The 21400-nt window shown below is 39.4% G+C and carries 19 protein-coding genes; 11 read left to right on the top strand and 8 right to left on the bottom strand.

All coding sequences use genetic code 11. The annotated features are described in order from the left end of the window. Positions 1–87: 87 nt before the first annotated feature. Positions 88–897, bottom strand: coding sequence for a sulfite exporter TauE/SafE family protein (locus L1272_RS02930; RefSeq protein ID WP_187489903.1), 810 nt, complete (start codon positions 895–897; stop codon positions 88–90). 380 nt (positions 898–1277) lie between these two features. On the opposite strand from L1272_RS02930, the gene L1272_RS02925 reads away from it, so the two are divergent. The 3 genes from L1272_RS02925 to L1272_RS02915 all read left to right on the top strand — a co-directional run bounded on the left by L1272_RS02925 (position 1278) and on the right by L1272_RS02915 (position 4650). Then, positions 1278–2255: a DUF1852 domain-containing protein gene (locus tag L1272_RS02925; protein ID WP_235372698.1), complete on the top strand. Its 978-nt coding sequence runs from the start codon at positions 1278–1280 to the stop codon at positions 2253–2255. Positions 2256–2266: 11 nt separating this feature from the next. After that, on the top strand, positions 2267–3304 hold the full coding sequence (locus L1272_RS02920) for a methionine synthase (protein ID WP_138617942.1): 1038 nt from the start codon (positions 2267–2269) through the stop codon (positions 3302–3304). 1010 nt (positions 3305–4314) lie between these two features. Beyond that, positions 4315–4650, top strand: coding sequence for a hypothetical protein (locus L1272_RS02915; protein ID WP_054553487.1), 336 nt, complete (start codon positions 4315–4317; stop codon positions 4648–4650). A 34-nt stretch (positions 4651–4684) separates the two neighbouring features. Here L1272_RS02915 and L1272_RS02910 read toward each other — a convergent pair whose 3' ends face one another. Then, positions 4685–5161 carry an LppP/LprE family lipoprotein gene (locus tag L1272_RS02910; RefSeq protein ID WP_235372697.1) on the bottom strand — a complete coding sequence of 159 codons (477 nt, stop codon included), beginning with the start codon at positions 5159–5161 and terminating at the stop codon, positions 4685–4687. Between the two features lie 42 nt (positions 5162–5203). Further along, positions 5204–6025 carry a hypothetical protein gene (locus L1272_RS02905; RefSeq protein WP_228482476.1) on the bottom strand — a complete coding sequence of 274 codons (822 nt, stop codon included), beginning with the start codon at positions 6023–6025 and terminating at the stop codon, positions 5204–5206. Between the two features lie 313 nt (positions 6026–6338). Here L1272_RS02905 and L1272_RS02900 point away from each other — a divergent pair, with 313 nt between their 5' ends. The 5 genes from L1272_RS02900 (at position 6339) to L1272_RS02880 (ending at position 13865) form a co-directional block, all read left to right on the top strand. Next, positions 6339–7913: an arylsulfatase gene (locus tag L1272_RS02900; protein ID WP_187489899.1), complete on the top strand. Its 1575-nt coding sequence runs from the start codon at positions 6339–6341 to the stop codon at positions 7911–7913. A gap of 95 nt (positions 7914–8008) precedes the next feature. After that, entirely contained in the window at positions 8009–8545 is a 537-nt protein-coding gene (gene sigZ / locus L1272_RS02895) for an RNA polymerase sigma factor SigZ (RefSeq protein ID WP_054553484.1), read from the top strand. A 63-nt stretch (positions 8546–8608) separates the two neighbouring features. Next, positions 8609–9319: an arsenical resistance protein ArsH gene (gene arsH / locus L1272_RS02890; RefSeq protein WP_054553483.1), complete on the top strand. Its 711-nt coding sequence runs from the start codon at positions 8609–8611 to the stop codon at positions 9317–9319. 149 nt (positions 9320–9468) lie between these two features. Beyond that, complete coding sequence (locus tag L1272_RS02885) at positions 9469–11301, top strand: GGDEF domain-containing protein (RefSeq protein WP_235372696.1); 1833 nt, start codon at positions 9469–9471, stop codon at positions 11299–11301. Positions 11302–11522: 221 nt separating this feature from the next. Further along, a complete protein-coding gene (locus L1272_RS02880) occupies positions 11523–13865 on the top strand; it encodes an arylsulfatase (protein WP_138617946.1) in 2343 nt (780 codons plus the stop codon). A gap of 65 nt (positions 13866–13930) precedes the next feature. On the opposite strand, the gene L1272_RS02875 is transcribed toward L1272_RS02880, so the two are convergent. Genes L1272_RS02875 through L1272_RS23195 form a run of 3 tightly spaced genes read right to left on the bottom strand, consistent with a single transcriptional unit; the run spans position 13931 to position 16426 of the window. Beyond that, positions 13931–15148, bottom strand: coding sequence for an MFS transporter (locus tag L1272_RS02875; RefSeq protein WP_235372695.1), 1218 nt, complete (start codon positions 15146–15148; stop codon positions 13931–13933). A 30-nt stretch (positions 15149–15178) separates the two neighbouring features. Next, on the bottom strand, positions 15179–15505 hold the full coding sequence (locus tag L1272_RS02870; protein WP_054553479.1) for a gamma-glutamylcyclotransferase family protein: 327 nt from the start codon (positions 15503–15505) through the stop codon (positions 15179–15181). Positions 15506–15520: 15 nt separating this feature from the next. Next, positions 15521–16426 carry a DMT family transporter gene (locus tag L1272_RS23195; RefSeq protein WP_235372694.1) on the bottom strand — a complete coding sequence of 302 codons (906 nt, stop codon included), beginning with the start codon at positions 16424–16426 and terminating at the stop codon, positions 15521–15523. Between the two features lie 110 nt (positions 16427–16536). On the opposite strand from L1272_RS23195, the gene L1272_RS02860 reads away from it, so the two are divergent. After that, positions 16537–17421, top strand: a complete 885-nt coding sequence (locus tag L1272_RS02860) for a LysR family transcriptional regulator (protein ID WP_235372693.1) — start codon at positions 16537–16539, stop codon at positions 17419–17421. Positions 17422–17429: 8 nt separating this feature from the next. On the opposite strand, the gene L1272_RS02855 is transcribed toward L1272_RS02860, so the two are convergent. Further along, positions 17430–18260 (bottom strand): DMT family transporter, encoded by an 831-nt coding sequence (locus L1272_RS02855; RefSeq protein WP_235372692.1) that lies wholly within the window; start codon positions 18258–18260, stop codon positions 17430–17432. A 215-nt stretch (positions 18261–18475) separates the two neighbouring features. On the opposite strand from L1272_RS02855, the gene L1272_RS02850 reads away from it, so the two are divergent. Both L1272_RS02850 and L1272_RS02845 read left to right on the top strand, forming a co-directional pair. Next, on the top strand, positions 18476–19267 hold the full coding sequence (locus L1272_RS02850) for a helix-turn-helix transcriptional regulator (protein WP_235372691.1): 792 nt from the start codon (positions 18476–18478) through the stop codon (positions 19265–19267). 191 nt (positions 19268–19458) lie between these two features. After that, on the top strand, positions 19459–19935 hold the full coding sequence (locus L1272_RS02845; protein WP_054553476.1) for a hypothetical protein: 477 nt from the start codon (positions 19459–19461) through the stop codon (positions 19933–19935). Positions 19936–19938: 3 nt separating this feature from the next. Here L1272_RS02845 and L1272_RS02840 read toward each other — a convergent pair whose 3' ends face one another. Next, positions 19939–21144, bottom strand: coding sequence for an anhydro-N-acetylmuramic acid kinase (locus L1272_RS02840; RefSeq protein ID WP_235372690.1), 1206 nt, complete (start codon positions 21142–21144; stop codon positions 19939–19941). Positions 21145–21400: the final 256 nt, after the last annotated feature.

Genomic DNA, 21400 nt, shown 5'->3' with positions numbered 1-21400 from the left:
CAAAATAAGCGCGCAGTTAAGCAGCCTAATTACTACTTAACTGACATTAACAAACCGTTTTTGCGTTGTCGAATTAATAAGTTAACACTATTTTGTAAGCATATTCACAGCCATAATAACCAACAGCCCAGCAAATATTTTTTTAATAGTAGAGACGGGTAAATGATGCGTTGCTTTTGCACCTAATGGTGCGGTAAACCACGAAGTACAAACAATACCAAACAAGGCAGGCAAATAAACAAATCCAGCAAAGCCCTCTTTTAATGTAAAGTACTGACTGCCTGAGCTGATGTAACCCACAGAGCCAAATAGCGCAATGACAATACCGCACGCCGAAGCACAGCCAATGGCTTTTTTCATATCAACCGAGAAAAACGTCAGTAGCGGCACAAGTACCGCACCACCGCCAATACCTATCATGGCAGATAGACCCCCTGTGATGGATGTATAAAGTGTCAAAAGGCCTTTATTAGGTAGCGTTCGTGATGTTTGGCTGTCGTTTTTACTGCTGAAAATCATTTTTAATGCAATAAGCACCACACTCACAGCGAATACAATTCGCACCACATTTGCGGGTAATAGCGAAGCCAAAAAGCCACTGATAAGTGCGCCTAGTGCAACCCCTGTCATTACCCACGGAGCCAATTGCCAAGGCACATTACCATTTTTGTGGTGAGCGATAGCTGATGACGTTGAAGTAAAAAGAATTGAGGCGAGCGATGTAGCAATCGCCACCAGCACCACTTGCTCTGCGGGTAACACCTGAAAATACAGCAAGATCATGCTTAATATAGGCACGATCACTAGGCCTCCACCAATTCCTAACAGCCCAGCTAAAAAGCCAACCCCGCTACCAAGTATGGCGCAAGCGATAATAAGCACGATTAATTCATTCATTGTATTTGTCTGTGTTGTTGATTTGTGAAACCGAGTATAACAACAATAAAGTACGGGGTTGCTCTCAAAAGTCCTGTTAACTAGTGAATATTACTCACGTTTTATATGAAATTACTGCAACTTCAACATATGACTTTAGAAATCTAGACGTCCAAAATAACTTTAAAGCATTTTTTCATTCCCAGTTGCTGTTTTTAGAACTAAGACAACAAAGCAGCATGAATCTGCCTCATGTTTTACCTGAAATAAAAACGTTTTTCTTCATGATAGTAAGAACGTATAAATTTATTAGCGCTGCAGAGCAACCTAAGGTTAATGACCTAGCGATTTAAGGAAGGTGAGCAGCAATCATTTATCTCAGGACTTTTGGATACATTGCCATGAACAACGATTTCAGATTTACAATTAAAAGTATTTGCCTCGACGAAAATTATCATCCGTCAAATAGCACACGACTTACCACAAACTTTGCGAACCTAGCTCGCGGTGAAAGTCGCCAGCAGAATTTACGTAACGCCTTAAAAATGATTGATAGTCGCTTTAATGCGCTAGCAAACTGGGATAACCCGCAAGGCAACCGCTACTCAGTAGAGCTTGAGATCATTTCTGTTGATTTAGAAATTGCACAAAGCGCAGAGGCATTCCCGTCAATTGAAGTACTAAAAACTAATATCATTGATCACCAAACTAATGAACGTATCGAAGGTATTGTTGGTAATAACTTTTCATCTTACGTGCGCGATTATGATTTTAGCGTACTGCTGCTTGATCATAACAAAGCGAAAAGCGAATTCAGCATTCCCGAAAACTTTGGTGACTTACACGGTAAACTCTTTAAATACTTCATTGACTCAGAAACTTACAAACAGCACTTTAAAAAGCCACCGGTTATTTGTTTAAGCGTGTCTGATAACAAAACGTACCACCGCACAGAAAACCAACACCCAATTTTAGGTGCTGAGTACCAACCAAATGAGTCGTCATTAACCGAGCAATACTTTAAAAAAATGGGCTTGCAGGTGCGCTATTTTATGCCACCAAACACAGTTGCTCCGCTGGCGTTTTATTTCTTTGGTGACTTGCTGAACGATTACACCAACTTAGAGTTGATCAGCACGATTAGCACTATGGAAACATTCCAAAAAATCTACCGTCCAGAAATTTATAACGCCAATGCTGTGGCGGGTAGTTGCTATCAACCCAATTTAAGAAACGCCGATCACTCTATCACGCAAATTGTTTACGACCGTGAAGAGCGCAGTCAACTTGCGATTGCACAAGGTAAATTTACTGAGCAGCACTTTATTAAGCCTTATCAGTCAGTACTTGAAAAATGGTCTGCCAACTACGCAATTTAATGAGATTAAAAATGAAAAAATTATTACCTACATCAACAGCAGGCAGTTTACCAAAACCAGCTTGGCTTGCTGAGCCTGAAACCTTATGGTCACCTTGGAAATTGCAAGGTGCAGAACTTATCGACGGCAAACAAGACGCGCTGCGTGTTGCCTTACAAGAGCAGCAACAAGCTGGTGTTGATATCGTGAGCGACGGCGAGCAAACCCGCCAGCACTTTGTAACGACCTTTATCGAACACTTAAATGGCGTTGATTTTGAGAACCGTAAAACAGTGACCATTCGAAATCGCTACGAAGCCAGTGTACCAAGTGTGATTGGCCCGGTGTCACGCAGCAAACCCGTGTTTGTTGAAGACGCCAAGTTTTTACGTTCGCAAACCAAGCAACCTATAAAATGGGCATTGCCAGGGCCAATGACCATGATCGATACCTTGTATGACGCCCACTATCAAAGCCGTGAAAAACTAGCATGGGAATTTGCCAAAATCCTCAATCAAGAAGCGAAAGAGCTCGAAGCTGCAGGTGTTGATATTATTCAATTTGATGAGCCTGCGTTTAATGTGTTTTTCGATGATGTAAATGACTGGGGCATTAAGTGCCTCGAAAGAGCAATTGAAGGCTTAAAGTGCGAAACCGCCGTACACATTTGCTACGGCTACGGCATTAAAGCTAACACTGATTGGAAACAAACACTGGGCAATGAATGGCGTCAATATGAAGAAGTATTCCCAAAACTTCAAAAATCGAATATCGATATTATTTCACTTGAGTGCCACAACTCTCGCGTACCTATTGAGCTATTAGCACTGATACGCGGAAAAAAAGTGATGGTTGGCGCCATTGATGTAGCGAGCAATGAAATTGAAACCCCTGAAGAGGTCGCACACACATTACGCGAAGCTCTGAAATACGTTGATGCCGACAAGCTTTACCCATGCACAAACTGCGGTATGGCTCCCCTCCCTCGCCAGATAGCAAGCGCCAAACTCAGTGCGCTAAGTAAAGGTGCAGAGATTGTAAGAGGCGAGGTTTTAGAGGCGAGGAGCTAGGTTCTAGAGGTAGTTAGCGAGTAACTAAGGGAAAGAGTAAAGTTACGAGGTGCGAGATTCGAGAGGCGAGGTGCGCATCTCCCTCGAGCCTTGTCGCCATAAATAGCGACCTACATGGTAGGTCGGGCTTTAGCCCGTCAGATTTTAAATTTAGTCTGAACCTGCTTGTGTAGCAGCGATTTCACATCGCGTTTATGATTTTATTATTGAGCGAGTAAGTTAGCGAGTTACTAGGGTCAAGTTACGAGGTGCTCGTCTACCTCACCCCTTGTCGCCATAAATAGCGACCTACATGGTAGGTCGGGCTTTAGCCCGTCAGGTTTTAAATTTAGTCTGAACATGATTGTGTAGCAGCGATTTCACATCGCGTTTATGATTTTATTATTGAGCGAGTAAGTTAGCGAGTTACTAGAGGAAAGAGGAAAGTTGCGAGGTTCGAGGTTCGAGAGGCTAGGTGCGCGTCTACCTCCCCCTTGTCGCCATAAATAGCGACCTACATGGTAGGTCGGGCTTTAGCCCGTCAGTTTTAAAATCAGGTATGGACCTGCTTGTGTAGCAGCGATTTCACATCACGTTTATGGTTTTACTATTATGAGAGTAAGTTAGCGAGTTACTAGGGTAAAGTTACGAGGTGCGCGTCTACCTCCCCCTTGTCACCATAAATAGCGACCTACATGGTAGGTCGGGCTTTAGCCCGTCAGATTTTAAATTTAGTCTGAACCTGCTTGTGTAGCAGCGATTTCACATCGCGTTTTACCTCACCCATCACCCCTCGTTTCTCGTAAAAATTTATCAATGCCACAGCATAAAGCCGATGCTACAACGTAGGCGTGAAACGTGTATCGCGCATCCTATCCTCTATCAACTAACTACTACCCACCCCTAATACTATTAAATCAACCCATTCAGAAAGAGTTAATCCAAAAGATGCAAAATTGGATTGGCTAAATTAATTACTTTTTGCTAGTTTTATTTGTACCCAATGGAAGGGCAAAGATTAAAGGATTAATATGAACGAATTTGATATTTTCATCAGAAATATTGTCTTAGATTGTATTCGCGAACAAGGCACCTGCAGTGATATTTGCGAAGAAGACGAACAGTTAACTTTTTATGTTGATATTGAAAACCACGATAACGTGATATCGCGCAAACAGTTTAAAGTGACTTATCCTATTAGCTACTCTATTCAATCGGCACTCAAGCATGAAACTGATCTGCTTAGATATTTAGACTCTGGCGAAATCAGAACGCCCTTTACAACTGATATTATCGAAGTACTCAAATCTGAGTTACAGGCCTTTATGTTCAGCAACAAACCACGTGGTGAATATCATATTTGCTAATTCTTGATTTATAGCCTGGTGACAAATTATCAGGCTATAACTTAATTAACTCACCATTATAAATACGGTAGCGTAACGTGGTTTTCTTGCTGGGGCAGCAACGAGGATCATTTTCATCATATGTACGTAATTGTATGACAAGCTCTTCGCCTACCTTTTTTGTACTTTTTACAACTCCGTTAAAAGAGATAGACGACAATTCGCTATAACCGTCATTTTGAACCTCAATAAGAGTCAGCTTCTCTAACCAAACATTGCCTGCTTGATAAGTCCAAAATATAGAGACTCTGCCATCAATATGCTCATAAAAACGCTTTAACCGGCCAACTTCATCATCAGAGACTAACTCTGGAAAATGATCTTTATATTGGTTTTGAATAAACGCATCAACTTGCTGCTGTATTTGCTGCTCGGTGGCATACCCTGTTAAAGATACAAATAGTGCTATTAAACCAAAACTTTTCAACCCAAACCGAGAGTTCTTTAATCTATATTTTTTAAATGAGCTCATAATTCACTCTAATGATTTATACACTTTTTGATAAAAATCGACTTAATTTGTTTGATAATAAAAGCTTGTCTCAGAGAGTGGTTTTATTACGTCATACTCAAGGCCAATTGCATTTCTATCACCTTTCCTAGGTATATTACTTTTGTCTAAAAGTACCACCCCCCAATGATTATCGCTAAGGCCGCCAAAAATTACATTTACGCTGTCATTCTTATCTTTTGTGACAGCTGCAACTTTATGTTTAATCATTAAATCTCTGAGCTTTTGAGAATAAGCTGATAGCTCCATCAAACTAGAGGCTGTATCAGGTGATAGAATTTTATAATCGGCAGATGGTACAAAACCCGCATACTTTGATGGTGTATAGCTTAATAATTGAGTTGGGGAGTAAAAAGTATTGTTAATACGATAAACATTCGGCGCAGTTAATTGTACAAGGTTCAAGCTAATGTTATTTTTAAAAGCTAAGATTTGCTCCTCCGATACAGCTAAAAATGAGCTAATTTGCTTTAGCCTTTGTTCCGTACACTTATCTTTTTTACAAATAACTAAATTAGGAAGTTTTGTTCCAACCTGCGGTTCTACATTTAAAAACTGACTACCAAGCACGCCTAAATTAAAGTTAGTAAACGCTTGCTTATCTTTGTCATTTTTCAATTTTGTGGCATGAATATCAAAGATGCTAAACGGGTAAAAAGAGGGTAAGTAAGCAAGCTCTAAATCGGTTTGCGGCATCATTTCATCCATGTGCTTTAAAACCGCGCGATACTCTTGATCTATCTCATTATTAAAGTAGGCTGGCATGTCAGCCATTGCAGTAACAGAAAATAGAAAAGCACCACTAAGAAGCATCTTATTTAGCATAAAAAAGTAATTCCTTTTAATTAAATTTACACTGAGGACAATACCATTTAAGGCACAAAAATCATATTTTTGAGATAAAACTTATAGCAACGCCATACCTTTAGTGATTATAAAAAAACACGAACTAAAATTTCATTCTAGAATTAATAAGCTAGCCATTAAGTTCATCTCCTCCCAAAACTAGCACAATAAAACTGGCCATATTTCCAACAGCTGATATTCTTAATAAAGACTAAAAATTCAGAATAATTATTTTTATATCAAACAGTTAATATATATGAATGAATTCATCCCCCTTAACAAGGAGTAAAGTATGAAAAGGTTTTTAGTTCTCAGTCTGTTAATCGCATCATTTTCTGTGGTTGCAGAAAAAAATGTATTCAATGATGCAATCGTTGAAAAGCCAAATATGGAGCCAGCCATTCCTCGCCCTGAACAAGAGAAAGTTGCGGCCTCAAAGCTAAAGAATCTCGAAGCTAAGCAAGGCAGAAAACCAAATGTTCTTGTTTTACTAGTAGATGATTTAGGCTGGGGTGACCCTGGAGTGTATGGTGGCGGTGCAGCGATAGGTGCTCCCACTCCTAATATAGATAAACTGGCAAACGAAGGGCTTCGCCTCACATCAATGTATTCACAACCAACTTGCACATCTTCTCGAGCTGCACTGACAACTGGTAGATTACCCGTAAGAAGTGGCTTAGTTCGCCCTATTCTAACTGGCGATAAAGTGACACAAAATCCGTGGGAGAAAGAAGTATCTCAAGGTAAGCTATTATCTAAAGTGGGCTATAAAACGGCGCTAATCGGTAAATGGCATGTTGGTGAAGCTGAGGGAATGCTTCCTCATGAGGTAGGTTTTGATTATTTCTATGGCCTCCCATCAGTTCAATCAGATTACACCCAATTTTTGGTAGAGCGCCAATATGCCGATATGATGACGAACAAAGAGCTTTACACTAAAGCTTCTCAGCTGCGTCCTGAAGGCCTGATAAAAGGCCGCAAAGGTGGTAAGCGTGAAGTTGCGTATCCAATTAATAGTATTGAAGATATCTCAATGATTGATCAGGTATTGCGAGATGAGTCTGTAAAATTTATAAACCAAGCTGTTGATGAAGGGAAACCATTTTATTTAATTCATTCTTTTTCAAAGATCCATAACGACAACTACCCAGCTCCAAAATACAAAGGCGCAAGCCCAGCTGCAATGCCCGTTCGCGATGCTATGGTCGAAGTTGATGATATTACAGGTGAACTTGTTGCTCTATTAAAAGAAAAAGGGCAGCTAGAAAATACACTGATTATTTTCACTTCAGATAATGGCCCTAATGAAGATACTTGGCCAGATAGTGGCTATTCGCCGTGGCGTGGTGGTAAAGGAACAACATGGGAAGGAGGAGTTAGAATACCCGGCATTGCTTACTGGAAAGGCATGATATCTGCTGGGCAGGTCAATAATGGCTTAATGGACCTCACCGATATCTACATGACTTCTTTACGATTAGGTGGTGTTATTGATGAGCTTCCGAGTAATATGTATTTCGATGGCATAGATCAAACAGCTTTCTTACTAGCTGATAATGGCAAATCACGACGTCAAGTTGTGTATATGTGGAGCCGTGAAGATTTCACAGCACTTCGCTGGTTAGACTACAAAATTCATTTTAAAGTGTTCAATACTGCAGTGCCAAGACGCAACATTGATGCATCATTCTTATTAGATATCGGAACGGCGCCTTGGGTTTTCAATTTAAATATGGACCCTAAAGAAATGGCAAGCACAGGGCACCAATATTTTGAATGGGGCATGCCTCAAGCGACTAAGTTTATGAAAGCACACATAGCCACAATGAAAAAATACCCAAATACGGATATAGGACTCGGACTCTAATCTTATTTGGTATAGTAATTAAAATGAGCCTGCCACATGCAGGCTCTGTACTATTTTTGATAAACTAACGATTAAATCCCAACAACGATACTATTATGTCCATCGAACAAATCTGGCTTGAATACAAAAATAGTTTACGTGCTTTTTTAACCACAAAAATATCGAACCCTGCTGATGTTGAAGAACTTTTACAAGATATTCTGTTAAAAACACATCTTAATATTCATCACTTACAAGATCAGCGAAGTTTAAAGGCTTGGTTATTTCAAATAGCACACCATGTTATTGTTGACTTTTATAGGCGTCAAAATAAGCATGTAGAAATAGAGCTTGATGATATTATTTCGCAACAAGAAAACAAAACCGTAAAAGCTGAACTCATAAAGTGCATTGAACCTTTTTTACAAGCTATGCCTGAAGAAGAAGCGGATCTAATTAGAAAAATAGATCTCGAAGGATACTCTCAAAAAGAGGAAGCTTTGAAGTTAAACATCAGCTACTCAACCTACAAATCAAGGCTGCAAAAAAGTCGCTCAAAATTGAAGGCATTATTCGATTGTTGTTGTGACTTTGAAATCGATAAGTACGGCAACTTAGTTGATTACCACCCCAAACAAAAAAAGTTCTGCTAACACTTCGTCTTTTTGAAAAACATTACGTCTTACTAGGTAAGCCTCAATCATTCAGGAGATGTAATGAAATACTTAAATGATGCAAAGTTTGACGTAACCCCGACTTTCGATAATGCAAGCACAAGCAAACCTCGAGTTTTAATTTTATACGGGTCTTTACGAGAAACGTCGTTTAGCCGTTTTGCTAGTGAAGAAGCCGCAAGAATACTTGAACACTTAGGTGCTCAAGTTAAAATATTTAACCCAGATGGATTACCATTATTTGATAATGGAGAGTCAGTAAACAATCAAAAAGTACAAGAGCTGCGAGAGCTTGTGAAATGGTCAGAAGCACAGGTTTGGTGCTCACCTGAAATTCACGGCAATATGTCAGCTGTGCTCAAGAATCAAATAGATTGGATCCCACTCACTGATGGTGCTGTTAGACCAACACAAGGTAAGACGCTAGCCGTAATGCAGGTATCTGGCGGTTCGCAAAGCTTTAATGCTGTAAATAACATGCGCATTCTTGGTCGCTGGATGCGTATGTTAACGATACCAAATCAGTCATCAGTCGCAAAAGCTTGGCAAGAGTTTGACGAGGCTGGCAATATGAAAGAGTCGTCGTTTAGAATGCGCATTGTCGATGTGATGGAAGAGTTAATTAAATTTACTTTACTAACCAGAGACAAGTTGGACTGGCTCGTAGACCGATATAGCGAAAGACAAGCGGCTGCGAACTTACAAACAACTAAATTAGTGGATGACAGTAAAGTGCTTGAACCAAACTCTTAACTTTAACAACTTTCCACAAGGCTGTTCAATGAAGTTCAGCCTTATGCTATTTGACCAAAACAAACCTGCTACATTCACTATGAATGCTAGCCAGAACATCTGCAAAATTAATATTATGGATAATAATTCCTGACGGAGTAACATTTAAAATGTTTAGGATTTTTTGCTTTCTATTATTCTCTTCTCAGCTTGCTGCTACTGAAGTAGAAAACGAAATAAACAAAGTTTTTCAAGGCTTTACAACAAAAGCCGAGGCTATAGCTATCTTAAGCAAATTAGAAAAACAAATGCCTTATGAAAATGCGCTAGATAATGCGCAAGTAATGGCGTTTAAATGTTGGTTTTCTAATGTATCAACTCCAAACGGGATTAGTGAATACAAACAGTTTCTAGAAACAGCCAAACCAGTCATTCAACAAGCAAACAATTTAAACTTAATACAGGAACTTGCTGTCTGTGAAGCAAACCAAGAGTATACACAAGGTAATTATCAAACAGCTCTAGAACACTTAAAACCAATAATTAACACCACGTCAGTAGAAAACACAATCTCCCCTAAGCAATTGTCGACCATCGCTACTGCCCACATAGTACTTAACCGTATTCAGTTAACTAAAGGCAACTATCAAGAGGCATTCGACTCTGCTAAAACTGCTTATCAGCTATTTGAAAAAGCAGGTAATGACTACGAAAAAGCACTTGCATTAAAAGAAATTGCCGATATTCATATAGCGTTGTACAACTATGAACTTGCAATTGAACAACTGCAGCGAGCCAAATTAGCGTTAACGAAATTCAATGAGCAAGAGCACTACAAAGTAACGGATCAACTCGCGTATACCTACGAAGAAAAAGGCGACTTAATAAAGGCAATTGAGCTATACAAGTCGATTAAAAAAGATGTTCGTCGTTTCGAAAGCGACAACGGCTATGCTTACATATTGATAAAACTTACGGAACTCAATATAAAACTTAATAGTTTATCTCAGGCTGATTCATATCTAACTGAGTTAAACACGCTTTCTGTTACAGACAGCTGGATTTTGACTCTTTACAACCTCACTAAGTCAGAATGGTACTTAGCTAACTCTCAATTGCAAGCCGCCCTTACATCTTATGAGAAGATAGCCGGGCATAATCAATCATGGCCCGCTAACTTAAGGGAACGCTATTTAAATTTAACCTCTCGGCTCGCAGCTGCAAGAGGAGATACTTACTTACAAATAGCATCTCAACAACAATTAATCGCTTTAATTAGGGATAAACAAAAAGCTATCGCAAATAACACACTTATTTCTGCCAGGTTAAACTTTAATTATGAACAACAGAACCTTGAGATTTCTCGTTTAGAGCATGAGTCAAAGCTACAACAAAAACTTTTAGCAGTGGCCGAAGATAAGTCTTTTTGGCAAGGCTTAACTGTGATAATAACTTGCGTGTGTTTACTCTTATTCGCCGTTTATACATTTAAACAAGTTCGCCAGAAAAAGTACTTTGAAGTTCTCGCTTTAAAAGATGAATTAACAGGGATAGCGAATCGAAGAGCTATTTTAAATTTAAAACAAAGTGTCATGCTGCAAAACAAACTAAATCAGCAAATCAGCTCATTAATTTCTATCGATATCGATCATTTTAAAGCGGTCAATGATCAATACGGTCATGATATTGGTGATGAATTAATCATATCCATAACCAATACGATTGTGCAAACAGTCCGTTGTTCCGATCGAGTAGGACGTGTCGGCGGAGAAGAGTTTTTAATTGTGCTTGAGAATCAGTCTTTAGAGCACGCAAAAGACATTGCTGAACGTATTAGGCTTTCTGTTGCCGAAAAGGAACATACATCTTTGTTTATAAGCGCAACGATAAGCTTAGGTGTTATTGAAATTGCACCAAACGAAACGTCAGAACAGGCAGCCAAAAGAGTCGACTTACACCTTTATGAAGCAAAAAGAGGCGGCAGAAATACTGTCTTTTCTTAACTTTAATAGATTCAAATTAAATTTAAAAACCGTTATTAAGCTCAAATCCAAAGAACCAACCTTAATGGATTAATCAAAAAGAATTACCACTAAAAACAACCTTTAAAAACACAAAACGTACTTTATTTAAACAATTACCTTGGACTATAGTTACTAAGTTAGTGACTAAATACTCACTATTACATACCAACATGTCGGTAATTATTACCATGGAGAAAGGGATGAATCGTTTAAAACGAGTAGGTAGTATTATTTCATTGCTATTGCTTTCTGGGTTTAGCCAAGTGAACGCATCTGAAATAGATAGAAGTGTTTTACCAATAGCCGCACCAGAGTTTCAAGGAAAGATTGGCAAAACGTTTGAAAACTCTAAACAAGATTATCCACAACCAATAAAAGCACCAAAAGGTGCACCTAATGTTGTGGTTATTTTATTAGATGATTTTGGGTTTGGTCACCCAAGTACTTTTGGCGGCCCAATTCCAACCCCATCAATCGATAAACTAGCCAATGAAGGTTTAAAGTTTAACCGCTTTCATACCACAGCTATTTGTTCGCCAACACGCGCAGCTCTTCTTACTGGTAGAAACCACCATCAAGTTGCCATGGGAACAATTACTGAGCTTTCAACAGGCTACCCTGGCTATCATAGTGTTTGGCCTGATGAAACTGCGAGTATTGCCCAGATTCTAAAAGAAAATGGTTATAACACAGCGGCTTGGGGTAAATGGCACAACACTCCAGACTGGGAAACCAGCCCAATTGGTCCATTTGACCATTGGCCGACAGGCCTAGGTTTTGAATATTTTTATGGCTTTCAGGGAGGTGAAACTAGCCAATGGGAACCGCAATTATTCAGAAACACCACACCGGTTGAACCACCTAAAAAGCCTGAGCAAGGTTATCATTTAACCGAAGACTTGGTTGATGACGCAATCAAATGGATGGGGCAACAAGAATCTATCGATAGCGAAAAGCCGTTCTTTATGTATTTTGCAACAGGCGCAACACACGCCCCGCTTCATGCACCACAAGAGTGGAACGACAAGTTTAAAGGTCAATTTGATCAGGGTTGGGATAAAGTTCGCGAAGAAACATTAGCTCGGCAAAAGTCGCTTGGTATAGCCCCACAGAATACTAAACTTACAGAACGACCTAAAGAAATAAAAGCATGGGACTCTCTTTCTGCTGACGAGAAAAAGCTATTTAGCCGTCACCAAGAGGTGTTCGCAGGCTTTACTGCGCACACAGATTATCATGTTGGTCGATTACTGGATGCGGTTTCGCAGTTACCTGATGCTGATAACACCATGATTGTTTTTATCGCTGGTGATAATGGCCCAAGTGCTGAAGGCAGCGTCACTGGCACACTTAACAATATGATGACGCAAAATGGCATTGCCGACACAATCAAAGGGCAACTAGCTAAAATAGATGAGCTAGGTGGCCCGCTGCACGAGAACCACTTTCCTGTTGGCTGGGCATGGGCAGGCTCAGCACCATTCCAGTGGATGAAACGTGTCCCTTCACATTTTGGTGGCACCCGAAATGGGCTTGTTGTGTCATGGCCTAAATATATTAAAGAGCATGGTGGCTTGCGCTCACAGTTTCATCACGTGATTGATATAGCACCAACCATACTTGATGCAGCCCACATTCCTGAGCCTAAAGTTGTTAACGGTGTAGAGCAAACGCCGATGGCTGGTGTGAGCATGCTGTACTCGCTGAACGATAAAGATGCTAAAGGCAAACGTACGACTCAGTATTTTGAAACCGGTGGTCATCGTGCTATTTATCATGACGGTTGGGTGGCTGCTTCGTTTCATGGAGTACCATGGGCTTTGAATGGTTCTGTTGGTTTCGATAATGATAAATGGGAGCTTTACAATATTGAAGAAGACTTTTCTGAAGCTGTTGACTTATCTGCTAAATACCCAGATAAATTAAGAACTTTAATTTCAATTTTTGATCAAGAAGCGAAAAAATTTAATGTTTACCCATTAGATGACCGCTTTGTTGAACGTGCAACTAATCCTGAACGCCCCAGTGTAACCAAAGGAAAAACTCAGTTTACTTATTTAGCTGGTACTAATCGTATCCCTGAAGGGAGCGCACCTGCTGTTTATGGCCGTTCGCATTCTATTACGGCAACGTTTAATGTACCAAAGCAAGGTGTAGAAGGTGTATTAGTTGCTGTAGGAGGTTCAAGCGCTGGCTACAGCTTATATGTTGAAGACAGTAAACCTGTTTACGTGATGAATTTCTTTAACGAGCACCACTATGTTGTTAAATCTGAACAAGCTTTACCTACTGGCGAGGTCACGCTTACCCTTGAATATACCCAACAAGGAAAAGCACCTAACGGCGGCCAAGCGACACTGATAGTAAACGGTAAAAAGGTTGCCTCTGGCAAAGTGGATAAAGTGCCTCCGGTTCGCTATTCAGCCACTGAAACGCTTGATGTTGGTCAGGATCTTGGCTCAACAGTTACCCGAAGCTACTACGATAAAGCACCATTCGCTTTTACTGGTCAATTACATAAAATTGAATATGTTTTGAAGTAAATAACTAAATTAAAAGGTGTGCTGCAGCACACCTTTCACTTTATGAAAACAAGACTAGGTGTTATTTAATTTGTAGTAATACGTAACCGCTCAACTGGTCTCTCATCTATAAACACGTGAATTGCAGCCGTAACAAGTGCAATTAAACAAGCACTCCACCAAACGACATCATATGATCCTGTTAAGTCGTATAGATAACCGCCTAGCCAAACACCACTGAATGAACCAAGTTGGTGACTTAAAAATACGATACCGTAAAGTAACCCCATATGTGGCAAACCAAAAAGCTGTGCTACGAGTCCGGAAGTTGGCGGTACAGTGGCCAACCATAAAAAGCCTGTTAAGATTGAGAATAAAATTACTGATGTTTCAGTCATTGGTAAAAGCATAAATAGCGCTATAGCAATAGCTCTCAGTGCATAAATAAGCGTTAATAAATTCTTTTTAGAATACTTACCAGACCAAGCCCCAGAGACCAAACAACCGAAAATATTAAACAAGCCAATAAGAGCTAAACTTGCTACGGCAACGTTTGCGGTAAAACCTCTGTCACTTAAAAATGCTGGCATATGTACTGTAATAAACGCTAATTGAAAACCACATACAAAAAAGCCGATCACTATTAACCAGTAATGTGGATAGCTGAGTGCTTCATTCAACGCTTCTTTCACTGTTTGCTTTGCAGTGATTGGTTGTGACATTTGTTCAGGGTCTGTATTTTCTTTAAATACCCCAGCCATTAAAGCCATTAATAATGCACCACCAGCTAATAACATTAGAGCATTACTCCAGCCATAAGCTGCAATAAAATCCTGTGCAACGGGAACAAATATTAATTGCCCTGCGGAGCCAGCAGCACTCCCTAAGCCAAGTGCAAATGCTCGCTTATCCGGAGAAACCATTTTTGCCATAGCAGGTAAAACAACGCCAAACCCTGTTGCAGCAATACCCATCCCCATAAGTAAGCCTGCACCCAAATTCAAACTCAATATGGAATTTGATGAAGCTGTTACATAAAGACCACCCGCATATAAAAGCGCGCCAACAATGACTGTTTTGCATGTTCCATATTTATCAGCGAGTGCTCCTGCAAAGGGTTGTGATAAACCCCACCATAAGTTTTGTAAAGCGAGTGCGAAAGCAAAAACTTCTCTACCATAACCAAATTCATCAGAAATCGGGGCCATAAAAAAGCCCATTGATGATCTCAGGCCAAAGTTTAATGATAATAAAATACAAACAAAGGCAATAGAAAAGCTCAAAAGCTTGATGGGGGCAGACATATTAGTTCCTCTGTATTCTGTTAATTAGTCTTATTCTTTAGCAACATAAACAAACGCAGTGCACATTTGGCCATTTTCAAGCTTTACACTTGTTTCAACACGATGATAATCACTGCCTTCAAATTCATCCAAAAACTCCCAATGTTTAGTTAAATGTGATGAACTAAATATTTGCCCTCTAATTTCCTCGCCCTGAGGATCTAGACTCAGTGCAGGGCAGCCCATTTCGACTCCCCACCCAACATTTATGTAACGACCAAATACAGAAGCATCTGTGAACTTACCGCCAATGTTAGTTAATATGTGTTCATTTGGATAACCTTTACGAAGGGTGCCGTATATAAATAATGATTCCATCTGTTTCCTCTTAAATTAAACTCTCTTACGTTTTATAGCCAAAACACCAATTAAAACTAAACACATACCCAACACTTGCAACAAAGTGATTTTTTCATCAAGTAATATCCACCCTAGAATTAAAGTCAAAATAGGCCCTAAAGTACTTACAAGTACAGACCTTGCCGCTCCTATATATTTAATAGCGCTTGATTGCAAAAAGACAGGGAGAACAGTTGAGAATAAAGCCATCATAAAGCAAATTGTATAAATTTTAGTAGGTTGGATTAGGCTCTCTATTGGTAATTGAATAAAAAAATGTAGCTGAACGGCAAAAATAGATACAAACATAGCCAATAAAGAAAACCGCATTGCGCCTAGTTTCTCAATCATTGGCTCTGAAAAAGCTTGGTAAAATGCGTAGCATAGCGCAGAGCCAAAGACTAAAGCAGCGCCAAGCCAAATGCTGTGACTACCTCCAGCAAATTTGAAATCACTCAAGCATGCGCAAACAACCCCTAATGTGCATAGCACTGTAGGTACAACCAACCGCTTTTCAAATTGTTTACCCAGAAATAAAACCCCCATAAAAATCGTGAGGATGGGATATGAGAATAAAATAATGCGCTCTAATCCTGCTGAAATATACTCTAGGCCCATAAAATCCAAAATTGATGCGCCGTAATAGCCGGCAACACCGAGCAAAATAAGTAAAAGAACTTCTTTATTGGTCAATGAAAAGCCTGTTTTTAAGCTTGAATAGCCAATAAGAATAAATAAAGGGAATGAAAAAAGCATTCGTAAACTAAGAAGAGTAATAGGTTCAACATTAGCAATTAAGTAAGCTTGTTTTACAAATATTGCCTTTAGAGAAAAACCTGCAGCAGAAAGAACCGCTAAGATAATACCGATTTCATTGCTTGTTAAACGATTTAAACCCACAGAATTTCTTTTTCATTGTAAAAAGTGACGCTACAATGCCACATAACTGCTCAATATTAGAATTGCTAATTAACCAATAAGAGTTCGTTAATAACGAATGGTAACTTAGAATGAAATTTGATCTTACTGACTTAAAACTATTTATCGCTGTGGTAGAACAAAAGAACTTAACTCAAGGAGCTAAGCAAGTATTCTTGGCACCATCATCAGCGAGCCATCGAATTAAACTACTCGAAGATAATTTAGGTACTCAATTATTGGAGCGTCAACCAAGAGGTGTGTCTGCTACAAAAGCAGGTGAAATCGTTCTTCGATATGCCAAAAGAACATTAGCTACGTTAGAGCAAATGCAATCTGATATTGCTCCTTTTACTAAAGGTGCATTATCGCAAGTAAAATTATGGGCAAACACCAATGCTATTCATACATACTTGCCAGAAGATCTTGGGACCTTTTTAGAAAATAATCAGGGTGTTAGAGTTGCTTTAGAGGAACACACAAGCGAAGAAATAATTACAGCCGTAGCACAAGGAGAAGTTGAGTTAGGGATCGTCGCTGAAAATGGCCTTTATGATAATGTGGAGTTTTATCCTTATAAGAAAGATCGATTGGTCATCATTGTTCCAAGCGAGCATTCTCTTGCTAAATTTAGCAAAATACAGTTTTCTCAAGCTGTTAGTTTTCCATTTGTAATCTTGAACGAAGGATCTGCAATCCATACTTTTATGATGAATAAAGCCGCAGGCCTAAATTGCCATCTAAATATTCGAGCGCAAGTTAAAAGTTTTGATGCTGTATGTAGAATGGTTGGTTCTGGTGTGGGCATTGCCTTATTGCCATATGATTCAATAGGCTGCTGGCGCTCTTTAGATATAAAAACCATAGAAGTGGATGAAAAATGGTCAAAAAGAAACTTAACTCTTTGTATTAAAAAAGGTGCACAAATTGGTGCGCTATCTAAAGTTTTATTTGACCATTTAAGAGGAGAGCCATAGCTTGGTCGCTACTTTCTGTGCACAAGCAGTAACCCTATTATTGATAAGCCCATCCCTAACAACATTGCAAAACTGATTTTTTCATCAAATAAAATCCATGCTTCGACAGCTGTGAGTACTGGTACTAAATAAAAATAGGATGCTACCTTTGTCGATTCTCCATTTTTTATCATAAACATAAGCAACAATATGGCCGTTACAGACACACCAACCACAAGCCACAATATACTAATAATAAAAGGTGCGTTCCAAGTCGGTGTGTTTGGCTCGTATAAAAATGACACCACTGCCATCACGACAGCAAGGGGAATATATTGAAAGAAAGTAGAGGCAAAAATATGCCCATCACTTACCGCTTTCTTTTGATACATTGCACCAACCGTCACACCTGTTAAACCTAAAAATGCTGCAAGTAGACCAATTAAACTCAATTCACCTCCTAATTTAGTTGGCGAAAGCACAAGAAAAACACCTAAAAACCCGACTACAATCCCTAGCCATTGCAACTTCTTTAACTGCTTGCTTTGTATTATTGATGCCAACACCGCCGTTAACACTGGTTGTAAACCCGTAATTAATGCCACAACTGATGCAGGAAGCCCTTTGTTAATTGCGAAAAAACAGCCACCTAGAAAAAAGGTTTGCAGAAAAAGCCCTACTATTAATTGCTGTTTAACGCTCTTCAATGAAGGAAACTTAACCTTTAGCACAACCGATAAAAATAAAAAAATAACACATGAAAATAGCCCTCTAAAAAACAGTAAGTGAAATGGACCACTATATTGAAGCGAAAATTTTGCGCCAACAAACCCTGTACTCCATAAAAAACAAATACCCATGGTGCTGCAACAAATAAGATAGGTTTCCAGTAATTTGGAGATGCCGAATAAACATTTTCTTGAGACATTGATCCACCTCTGACTCATTGAATTGTAAGGACCTAACTAGCTCAAAAGCAGTGGAAGGTGTAAGATGGTGGCACTATATAGCAGTCAAGATAAGCGTAAAATATGGGCATTTATACTGTGATAAATAGTCATAGGCTAAGCATTTTATGACGACTAAACACGAAAACTTAAAAACCTTCCTTACCAAACACCGTGCAAAAATAAACCCTGAAGATTATGGTTTTACCAATGGAAGAAGGCGTGTAAAAGGGCTTCGTCGAGAGGAAGTCGCGCAATTGGCTGCTATAAGTGTCAGTTGGTACACTTGGTTAGAGCAAGGACGAGAAATCAGTATATCGCGTGCAGCTATTAATCGCATTGGCACAGTCTTAAAACTGACTAACGATGAACAAGAGTATTTAAACGCGATTGTTTTCGGGAATAAACCTGCTCTAGAAGAGCAAGAGGAAGTGTCGGAAGAATTAAAAGCGCTAATTCGTGCACTTGAACCGAATCCTGCATTTATTCGCAGAGAAAATATGGATATAGAGTACTGGAATGAGGCGGCTTCCAAAAAGATATTCGATTGGTCTACCCTTCCTAAAGCTGATAGAAACTCATTAAAGCTTATGTTCTTAAATGATGAGTATAAGCGACGTATTCCTCAATGGGAGCAGGCAGCAAAAAACACTATTGCCTCATTCCACTCTTACTTTGCTTTAGCTACAGACAAATCAGCCTTTAAAGCCGTCTTAGACGATCTTAAATCTCGTAGTGAGTTGTTTTGCCAAATGTGGCAAGACTATGAAGTAAAGAGAATTCGGGAAGGAGAAAAGTCTGTGCTAGATGACAAAGGAACACTTAGGCACTATAAATATGTATCATTAAAACCCGAACATTATTCTAATACCTTTGTTATTTACTATATTGAAAGTAAAGAAAAATTATCAAACCCATAGCTTAATCAATATGACTATTAATACTACAAATAATTGAGCAAATTGAAATTAGTCTTGCTACTCGTTCTAGAAAGCACAACTTTTCTCTGTTTCTAAAATATATAATCCGCAATATGACAATAGTCATAATTCTGTCATTTAACTGATCAATAATTGACGCTAATTTAATCACCTAACGTAATGAAGAAGTAATGGACAGTGCCTTGGTGCAACTTTCGTTTGCACTCCCCTCTAGTGAAGACCCTTTATGTGCTGCACTTGCGCATACTATGGAATACGAACAATTGCATTTTGCGGCTAATGAGCAAAAGCGTGTTGTGTTTTGTTGTGTGCTACCAGATGATGCCCATGAAGGCGATGTGATCTCTATCAGTGCAACCCGCCCTGATGCGCGCGAATCGGCGTATTTTACTGCACACACTTTAACGCAACACGATCTAGAGCAGCACGTTATTATGCTTACCTTAGAAAACGTTACTCACAGTGGTGAATTTGTATTGCAGTTAATGCTACACGGCTTGCATGCAACACTTAAAGACAGCGCCCAGTTTGATGTCAGTATTGCAGCTAGCACATCACCAGAGCTATTAACTTCTGAGCAAGCTAAAAACCAGGGCTTACGCCATTACATTAGTAATATTGGCGCAAGCTTTTTAGCCTTTTTCTAGGGCCTAGTCAGCAAAGCTAATTTTACCCATGGTAATATCGGGGATCCCTTGCTCGGTATTACCAAAGCGTTGTTGCCCACCCGACAGACATTCGTTCGCTAAAATAGCAAATAACACAGCTTCTTTTGCATCTGGATTAATCCCCAACGAATCGGTATCTTTTATCTCAGAAAGCGCTGGGCAATTAGCCAAAATAATGTCCATTAATAATGGGTTATGGACCCCACCACCACTGGCGTATACAGCCACATCGGTCAAACCTTCGCTGCATTGGTTAATTGCTTTAGCAATCATTAACCCTGAAAACTGCACTAAGGTTGCCATTACATCAAAGTGCGATAAGTTCTGCGTATTCGAGCGTGCTTGTGCTGCAGCTAAATAGGCTAGATTAAACACTTCTGGCCCGGTGGTTTTTGGAAACCCTAAAGCAAAAAACGCATCATCACACAGCGCTGTGAGTAAACCTTCACTTACCGTGCCTTTTTTTGCAATAGCGGCATCTTTATCATAATGAAGTGGTGCAAAATAACGCTGCACATAAGCATCCATAATGGTATTGCCGGGGCCTATATCAGAGCTAAAAACCGCTCGTGCATCTGCCGATTTAGGTAAATAGGTTAAGTTTGCAATGCCGCCCATATTAAGCAATATGCGGTTTTCGCTGGAGCTTGTGAAATACAAGTAGTCACCATATACAGCAAGCGGTGCACCTTCACCACCCGCTGCAATGTGCTTTTGTCTAAAATCAGCTATGGTTGTAATACCTGCAGTCACCGCTAAATGATCGCTATCACCAATTTGTAGTGTTGCATTACCATATTCAGGGCGTTTGTGTTGGTTTTTAGGGCAGTGATAAATAGTTTGTCCGTGGCTAGCTATCACATCAACAAGTTCTTTTGCTACTCCCCAGCTGGCTAACGTTTTGGCAACCATTTCCCCATGTAATTGGCCAATCCAAGGATTGAGTAAAGTGACTTCTTCAAGGTCACATTCGCGTTTGGCGAACACTCGCTTTACACGCGTTTTATAATCATCGTCGTAGTCGACCGTCGTAAACTTTACGACTTCGACATGAGTATCCATGCCTTGCCCTGATACTTCGCATAGCGCAATATCAAGACCATCTAATGAGGTGCCACTCATTAGACCAATTATTAATTTTCTTTCTTTTTTTGCGCTTAAATACAGTTTTTCAATATGTTGATGCATAAATAAATCACTTAAAATCAGCTTATTAGATGTAAATAAGCGGGTTAACGACTTGGAATAGTTTATATTTTAAAATAATAGATTTAAAGAATAATTATTGCAAAGACTTTTAAATTGCTTTAAAACTGTACCGGTGAGCTCCCCAAAAGGAGAGCACACAAGCATCATAACAAAAAGTATGACTCATTAAATTAACTAAATGGTCTAGGTCAGACACCAACCTGCGTTGATTTAAATGATAAAACGCAAGGGAATC

The organism is Pseudoalteromonas sp. PAST1, from assembly GCF_021532515.1.
GTDB lineage: Bacteria > Pseudomonadota > Gammaproteobacteria > Enterobacterales > Alteromonadaceae > Pseudoalteromonas > Pseudoalteromonas simplex.
This window is presented reverse-complemented; position numbering and strand designations above follow the sequence as displayed.

Coding starts and splice junctions, on each gene's coding strand:
- L1272_RS02930 (WP_187489903.1), bottom strand. CDS start 897: ATGAATGAATTAATCGTGCTTATTATCGCTTGCGCCATACTTGGTAGC.
- L1272_RS02925 (WP_235372698.1), top strand. CDS start 1,278: ATGAACAACGATTTCAGATTTACAATTAAAAGTATTTGCCTCGACGAA.
- L1272_RS02920 (WP_138617942.1), top strand. CDS start 2,267: ATGAAAAAATTATTACCTACATCAACAGCAGGCAGTTTACCAAAACCA.
- L1272_RS02915 (WP_054553487.1), top strand. CDS start 4,315: ATGAACGAATTTGATATTTTCATCAGAAATATTGTCTTAGATTGTATT.
- L1272_RS02910 (WP_235372697.1), bottom strand. CDS start 5,161: ATGAGCTCATTTAAAAAATATAGATTAAAGAACTCTCGGTTTGGGTTG.
- L1272_RS02905 (WP_228482476.1), bottom strand. CDS start 6,025: ATGCTAAATAAGATGCTTCTTAGTGGTGCTTTTCTATTTTCTGTTACT.
- L1272_RS02900 (WP_187489899.1), top strand. CDS start 6,339: ATGAAAAGGTTTTTAGTTCTCAGTCTGTTAATCGCATCATTTTCTGTG.
- sigZ (WP_054553484.1), top strand. CDS start 8,009: ATGTCCATCGAACAAATCTGGCTTGAATACAAAAATAGTTTACGTGCT.
- arsH (WP_054553483.1), top strand. CDS start 8,609: ATGAAATACTTAAATGATGCAAAGTTTGACGTAACCCCGACTTTCGAT.
- L1272_RS02885 (WP_235372696.1), top strand. CDS start 9,469: ATGTTTAGGATTTTTTGCTTTCTATTATTCTCTTCTCAGCTTGCTGCT.
- L1272_RS02880 (WP_138617946.1), top strand. CDS start 11,523: ATGAATCGTTTAAAACGAGTAGGTAGTATTATTTCATTGCTATTGCTT.
- L1272_RS02875 (WP_235372695.1), bottom strand. CDS start 15,148: ATGTCTGCCCCCATCAAGCTTTTGAGCTTTTCTATTGCCTTTGTTTGT.
- L1272_RS02870 (WP_054553479.1), bottom strand. CDS start 15,505: ATGGAATCATTATTTATATACGGCACCCTTCGTAAAGGTTATCCAAAT.
- L1272_RS02860 (WP_235372693.1), top strand. CDS start 16,537: ATGAAATTTGATCTTACTGACTTAAAACTATTTATCGCTGTGGTAGAA.
- L1272_RS02855 (WP_235372692.1), bottom strand. CDS start 18,260: ATGGGTATTTGTTTTTTATGGAGTACAGGGTTTGTTGGCGCAAAATTT.
- L1272_RS02850 (WP_235372691.1), top strand. CDS start 18,476: ATGACGACTAAACACGAAAACTTAAAAACCTTCCTTACCAAACACCGT.
- L1272_RS02845 (WP_054553476.1), top strand. CDS start 19,459: ATGGACAGTGCCTTGGTGCAACTTTCGTTTGCACTCCCCTCTAGTGAA.
- L1272_RS02840 (WP_235372690.1), bottom strand. CDS start 21,144: ATGCATCAACATATTGAAAAACTGTATTTAAGCGCAAAAAAAGAAAGA.